Raw genomic sequence first — 6607 nt, 5'->3', positions numbered from 1 at the left:
GAATTGCTTGACGATCATAGAGGCGTTGAACCACCTGATCCCATCCCGAACTCAGCAGTGAAAAGCGCCATCGCCGATGGTAGTGTGGGGGATCCCATGTGAGAGTAGGTCGTCGTCAAGCTTTAAAATGAAAAGAACCTCGTCCTGCGAAGCAGGGCGGGGTTTTTTCGTTTTGGAACCTCGTCACTTATCTCTTCACTACCTCTGGATACATGTGATTACACGATGCACCGAAGGGGCCAGTGGAAGACATCCGAAGGATGCCCGTAGGGGATAAAGCGAAGCTTTAGATCTGTGAGGTCGTCTCTAATATCCTCAGTATTCTAAGACCAGCCCCACACAATACGATCCCAAACAGCGACGCCTTGCGTCACTGCCGTCGTCAGCGGCTTACGCTGCTTGGGATCTTGCTCATCTAGTCACATGCATGTCAGATGGGCTCAAGCTATCCGATATGATGTTTTGTCGACAAACCAAGTCTCTTGTTCCTTCCCCTTATGTCTTCAAGGGGAAGGGATGGGGTTAGTCCAGCAACCTCTATCCAATCACATTAACTGCAAGACTCGGTTATTTTGTTAGCCTAGCCCGTTTTGTTCTTTTACCCAATCAATTACGCTACTAGTCACATGCATGTCAGATGGGCTCAAGCTATCCGATATGATGTTTTGTCGACAAACCAAGTCTCTTGTTCCTTCCCCTTATGTCTTCAAGGGGAAGGTGAGGATGGGGTTAGTTCAGCAACCTCAAAGCATTCACATTAGCTGCAAGACTCGGTTATTTTGTTAGCCTAGCCCGTTTTGTTCTTTTACACGATCAAATACTGTACTAGTATCAAACAGATAGAAAATTCGTTACCGAAATTTGGTTAACAGAGCAAACAGCTCATACCAGAACGATACGCAAACCGAATTGCTTGACGATCATAGAGGCGTTGAACCACCTGATCCCACCTCGAACTCAGCAGAGACTCTTTATTCGCCGCAGGCGCTAGCCATCGCCGAGGGTAGTGTGGGGGATCCCATGTGTACCCCAAGAGCATTATAAGAGTAGGTCGTACCCAAAGAGCATATATAGGTCGTCAGTTTCGGATCTGATCCCTGAGATACCATCGCCGATGGTAATAGTCACTTCTTTTGTCTGCAGGAAATGCCATCTTACCATTGCCTTCGCTTGCGCCTGTTTCGCAAGCTCAACGCGTCTGCACGACTCCAATGCCAAGATGGCATGCATTAGGATTTTTACCTCTTATGTCTTCAGGGGGGCATACCGTCCCTAGAAGTGTGTCTCGGCGCTTTAATAAGCGCCTCTCTTTCGTTAAATTTATTTTGTTCCGATCAAAAAACAAACTAAATAACAAAAGAGAGTCTAAACTCTAAACAAATTTAAGTAGCGATAGATCAGACAAAACAAGAGTCTCTCACACTGATTGCGCAGGGTCAGGCCCCTTTAAAAGTCGCAAAGCGTTCAACCAGCGTTCAACCAAAACCACACCACTTGATGTTTAGGCCTTGCGTCAATGCAAGCCTATTGTTTTCAAGGAGACGATTTTGTAAGCAAAGCGTGACGGCCAGACTTACTCAATGGCGAAAGCCGTGACCTTGTCTGTAAATGAGTGATGAACGAACTTGGGCCGCGATTTGAAATATTACACAGCAATATCTATGTTTGATCAGAATAATATTTGATTAGAGTTAAGTAAAACTCAATTTACTAGGGAGTAATGAAAAAAACAAAGCCTCGACGAATAATTCATCGAGGCTTTGTAGTATTGAGGGACGATTAGAAGGAAGCGTCTAAAGCAACCCAGTATCTGCGAGTTGGTTCTGTATATCCAAATACATCATAATCAAACTCTTCACCAAGTAAGTTATTGATACCTAGGCTGACGCTTAGGTTGCTGTTAATCTGATATTTGCCACCAATATCAACAAGTTCATAAGCTGGAGTTGGCTCATCTTCATTATTTTCTTTGCCATGATATTGGTAATTGACCCAAGTGTTCATGTTTTCTAAAACTGACCAATTAACAGAGGCTGTGCCGACATGTTTAGGTGTATTCGTCAAAGGCTCTCCTTTACTAGACCCTGATAATTGCTCAGAGTCCATATAAGTGTAGCTAAGAGTCGTCGTTAAACGGTTTGTGATGAGATATTTAGTACTTAGTTCAAGGCCTTTTGTTTCGGCTTTATTAACATTTACATAGGTTCTATTGTTTGTGTTTTCACAGAAATCAACGGTTGTGCAGTCCACTCTGCTAATTTGATCTTTAAATTTATTTTCAAAAAGGGTGATGCTAGTCAGTGTACGGTTATCGTTATAAGAAATGCCAATTTCTTTACTCACTGATGATTCGGGTTTTAAGTTTGGGTTCCCAACAGTATAGTTAGAGTCCCTGCCTATTACTCCCCAGTCTGAAGATAGTTGACGAATCTTTGGTGTTTTATAACCAGTTGATATACCACCTTTTAATGTCCATTGATCTGAAAAAGAAAAGACACCATATAGACGTGGGCTTAAATGCTCATCAAAATTCTCATTCTTATCTGCTCGCAAGCCTATTGTTAACGCGAAGTTGTCAGTGATTCCCCACTCGTCTTCAGCATAAAGAGCAACTTGGTCGTTAGTAACATTACTTGAATTATCCGAGCCTTCTAGCTCTGATTGTGTGTAATTACCACCAATCGTGAGGATATGATCATCAGATGGTAGGGTCCAATTTGAGTCTAAAATTGTATTGGACACTTTGGATTCACCAGTGATGTTGTCAACAGAGTCAATTTGTAAATAACTGCTCTCTTCGATAGAGCCATAATTGCCTTCGTGAGTTAAAGCTAACGATTCTTTTTCGTTTTCTTGAAACGATCCAAATTTTGCATCGTACCCCGTTGTTGTTGAAATTCTCTCTATTTCGGTTCTGCTGACATCTAAAGCAAATGTATGGTCGTCATTTGGAGAAAAACTCACTTTAGCGCGATAGCTTTCGGTATTTTTCTCAACATTTCCACCTATGATTTCATCTTCTTCTTGCTCAAAATATTCCGTATTTAATTGCAAGCTAAGTTTGTCGGAAATAATCGGGCCCGATAAAGAAATTGAATTCTTATTGCGGTTATTAAACTTACTGCCCTCAGCTATGACTAGCTCGGAACGTATGTTGCCGTGCCATTCATTGGTATGCTTTTTTGTAATGATGTTGATTGCGCCGCCCATAGCACTTGATCCATATAGGGTAGACATAGGTCCACGTACAATTTCAATACGTTCAATCATGGATAAAGGAGGCATAAATTCTTGTTCGAAACCCTGACTCTCTTTGGCTTGTGATTCACGTGAATTTTGAGGGCGGCCATCAACCATTATTAGAGTATAATCAGCACCCAAACCACGAATCTGAATTGTCTGACCTCCAAAGCTTGATACTAATTGCACGCCAGGAACGCTTTCAATTGCTTCAGCAAGGTCTCGGTAAGCGCCTTTTTCAATATCTTCAGCCGTAATAACGCTGATGGATGCAGGGGCTTCGGTGGTTTCTTGTTCGAAGCCTGAGGCTGTGATAACGAGGTTATCCAATTGTTCTTCTGCAAGGCTTGCATTGGAGGCGGCGACAGCTAAGGCTGTCATACTCATCAAGCTTATTTTTTTCATTGCTGGTGTGGCTCCTATTTTTAATATGACGATAGATTTCAAAACGAAAAACAGATACTGTTCAAATGTTAATTGTTCTCATTATCGCATTAGTTCTTATTTGTTTCTTCGAACATCGTGTTCCGTTTTGTGCAATCCGTACAAAAAACTGACGTTGTGTAAAAAATTAGGGCGTTTAATGATTAGAAAAAATGCCTTTTGAGTTGAGTTGAGTTGAGCAGTGCCATCGCTTAGCTTCTAATTAAACGATCAAATTTTATCTGTTCATGAGATGTATTATGCCGTTACCACCTTGTTCAAACTGCCATTCTGACTATGTTTATCAAGATCAATCTTTACTTATCTGTCCGGAGTGCGGTTACGAATGGGGAGTAGAAGAGGAGCAGGAAGACGAAGTAAAAGTGCTTGATGCTAATGGCAATCTGTTGGTGGAGGGTGGCAAGGTAACACTCATTAAAGATCTAAAAGTGAAAGGCAGTTCACAGGTGTTAAAGATGGGCACGAAAGCCGTTATTAAGCGTATTAAGGAAGGCAAAGATCATCAGTTAGACTGTCGCGTTTATGGCGTGGGTGACATGTTTATTTCTGCACATTTTGTCAAAAAATCGTAACGTGATATGAGATTAATAGAACGAATCTGGTGGACAGTGTTCGTAAACTTAAAGAGATTCTAACGAATTATTTTGAGGTTGGATTAACCGAATTTAAGCGTATTTTTAGATACATTTTGTTACATCCGGTGTTATTATTGCGTTCGGTTATTTTTCTTCATTGATTTATAGCAAAGGAAAATACATGAAAAATGTTAGTTTTTTGATTGCTGATGATAGTCAATCTGTTCGCTCGGTTGTGAAAAGCACGATTTATGATCAGTTAGGAAGTCAAAGAATATTGTCTGCTGTCAATGGACTAACAGCTAAGCTCATTTTGCAAAAGCAAGCGGTTGATGTGGTCATCTCTGATTTGGATATGCCTCATTTGAATGGTTTTCAATTGCTTGATTTTATACGGAATCATCCAAAGCTCAAAAATACTCCTTTTATTATGATGGCATCTGAAGACAGCAAGAGTTTTGTTGTTGATGCGATTGAGAAAGGGGTGACACAGTACCTTGTTAAACCGTTTACACCGGAGCGACTAGAGGATGCCATACGTCGCGCCTGGTACAGCTCTGAGCAAAGAAGAAGTGCTCGAGTTTCGGATCTTCCGCCGCACCGTTTTCAAGTGTCATTTATGTCTCAGGAGTCTGTGTTAGGTAAGATTAAAAATCTCAGCAGTTCCGGAATGTTATTTGAGGTCCCTTACACAGATCAGATCAGGTTGTTCGATAAATGTCGGATCAGCTTTTCAATGCCAACCTCTAAAGCTCAAGATATTACTATTAAGGAGCTGGTTTATGACATTGTTCGTATTGAAGCTTCGAGCCCTATACAAGAGGGGGTTCATGTCTGTGATGTGGCGATCAATTTGGACACACTTGAGAGTCAGCCTAATTGTGTTAACGACTTAACTAAGTTGATGGACGCTCTCACGTTGGGTGGGGTTAAAAATCGTCAGGTTTTAGATACTTCAGATGATGCCAAAACGGAACTGGTCAGTTAACAAATAGCAGTAGATGAATTGCGCTAAGCTATTTTAACTCAGGTCGGTCTAGTCATAGATAAAGTGAGTTGCTTTGGTGATTGCTTTAACACCGTCTTAGAGCTGAATCTTGTTTTCTAAAGCGTCTTTGAGGTTATGCTTGCTGTTGATAGCCGAAATTTATTAAGGCGTTATATTTATCTCAATATCGCGATTCCTCTTCATCGTATATCTTGGTGCCATTACCAGCATTTAGGAGATGTGGAGTGAAACAACTAATTAGATCCTTAACTCGAAGCAATTCAAAAAATATAAGTCGTAAACCAAATTTTGATGAATTAAATCACGAAGACTGGCAAGGTTGGGATGCTTGGGTCAATATTGAGCGTTAACAATGTTTCATAGCTGTACGATTTGAGACATAAAATGGACTCGGCTAACTGTTTAGGAAAACGATGAATGGTACCGTTACAGTATGCGTTTTTTCTTACTTTTTTTGCGGGCATGGCCATGCCCGCAGGTGCAATTATTGCTCACTTTCTTCATATTAAACCGGTTTGGTTAGAAAAAGAAATCCTGCATGGTATTACTGCTTTTGGCGGTGGCGCTTTGATGTCTGCTGTGGCTTTAGTTTTGGTACCACAAGGCATATCTGGTTTTTCTTCCTTACAAGCGACCAGCGTGTTTGTTTCTGGTGGCGTTAGTTTTATGTTACTGGATTACTACCTTGCAAAAAGTGGTTCATCAGTAAGTCAATTAATTGCCATGTTGTCTGACTTTATTCCAGAATCTCTTGCCTTAGGTGCTTCGGTTGCAACTGGCAGCCGTGATGCGCTGCTCATTACCTTACTGATTGTCATGCAAAATATTCCAGAAGGTTTTAATGCATTTCGGGAGTTGCGAGATACTCGAGCCTATCCGGTAAAAACGGTTCTGATTTTGTTTTTTCTCTTGGCGTTGACAGGACCTATAGCAGGCATGATTGCATACATCTGGCTGTCTGAATATCACAATGTCATTTCTGGAATTATGCTATTTTCGGCTGGGGGGATCCTTTATATTGTATTTCAAGACATTGCACCTCAAGCTGTTTTAGAGAAACATTGGGGGCCACCATTAGGCGCCGTACTTGGTTTCTCGTTGGGCTTGGTTGGGTATATGTCTATCGCCTAACTCGTTGGTAAAATCAAACAACATCCTCTGATTTACGGTTATTTGTGTTTCTCTCATCGTGTTTTTTTCATTCCTAGAATTCTATTTCTATGCCTTGCTATGTCTGCCTTTCGATGTGAGTTGGAGTGCCTTTTTTTTATTTTTAGTTAAGAGTTGAAATGTTTATAACTCTAATCATATTGAGTAAATCTCTTTGATTGTATAGGAT

4 protein-coding genes and 1 rRNA gene are annotated in these 6607 nt (G+C 41.0%); 4 read left to right on the top strand and 1 reads right to left on the bottom strand.

Annotated features, from left to right (window positions below):
- Positions 1–6 precede the first annotated feature (6 nt).
- Positions 7–121, top strand: a 5S ribosomal RNA gene (gene rrf, locus OA79_RS12610).
- 1658 nt (positions 122–1779) lie between these two features.
- Here rrf and OA79_RS12600 read toward each other — a convergent pair.
- Positions 1780–3645 carry a TonB-dependent receptor domain-containing protein gene (locus tag OA79_RS12600; RefSeq protein ID WP_063333585.1) on the bottom strand — a complete coding sequence of 622 codons (1866 nt, stop codon included), beginning with the start codon at positions 3643–3645 and terminating at the stop codon, positions 1780–1782.
- Between the two features lie 278 nt (positions 3646–3923).
- Between OA79_RS12600 and OA79_RS12595 the strand changes: the two genes are divergently transcribed.
- From OA79_RS12595 to OA79_RS12585, 3 genes are all read left to right on the top strand, one after another.
- Positions 3924–4256 (top strand): zinc ribbon domain-containing protein YjdM, encoded by a 333-nt coding sequence (locus OA79_RS12595; RefSeq protein WP_063333584.1) that lies wholly within the window; start codon positions 3924–3926, stop codon positions 4254–4256.
- A gap of 184 nt (positions 4257–4440) precedes the next feature.
- Positions 4441–5247, top strand: a complete 807-nt coding sequence (locus OA79_RS12590) for a response regulator (RefSeq protein ID WP_063333583.1) — start codon at positions 4441–4443, stop codon at positions 5245–5247.
- A 438-nt stretch (positions 5248–5685) separates the two neighbouring features.
- Positions 5686–6399, top strand: coding sequence for a ZIP family metal transporter (locus tag OA79_RS12585; protein ID WP_063333582.1), 714 nt, complete (start codon positions 5686–5688; stop codon positions 6397–6399).
- Positions 6400–6607 lie beyond the last annotated feature (208 nt).

The organism is Marinomonas sp. TW1 (genome assembly GCF_001625355.1).
Lineage (GTDB): Bacteria > Pseudomonadota > Gammaproteobacteria > Pseudomonadales > Marinomonadaceae > Marinomonas.
Note: the sequence above shows the minus strand (reverse complement) of the source record. Positions and strands in the feature narration are given on the sequence as shown.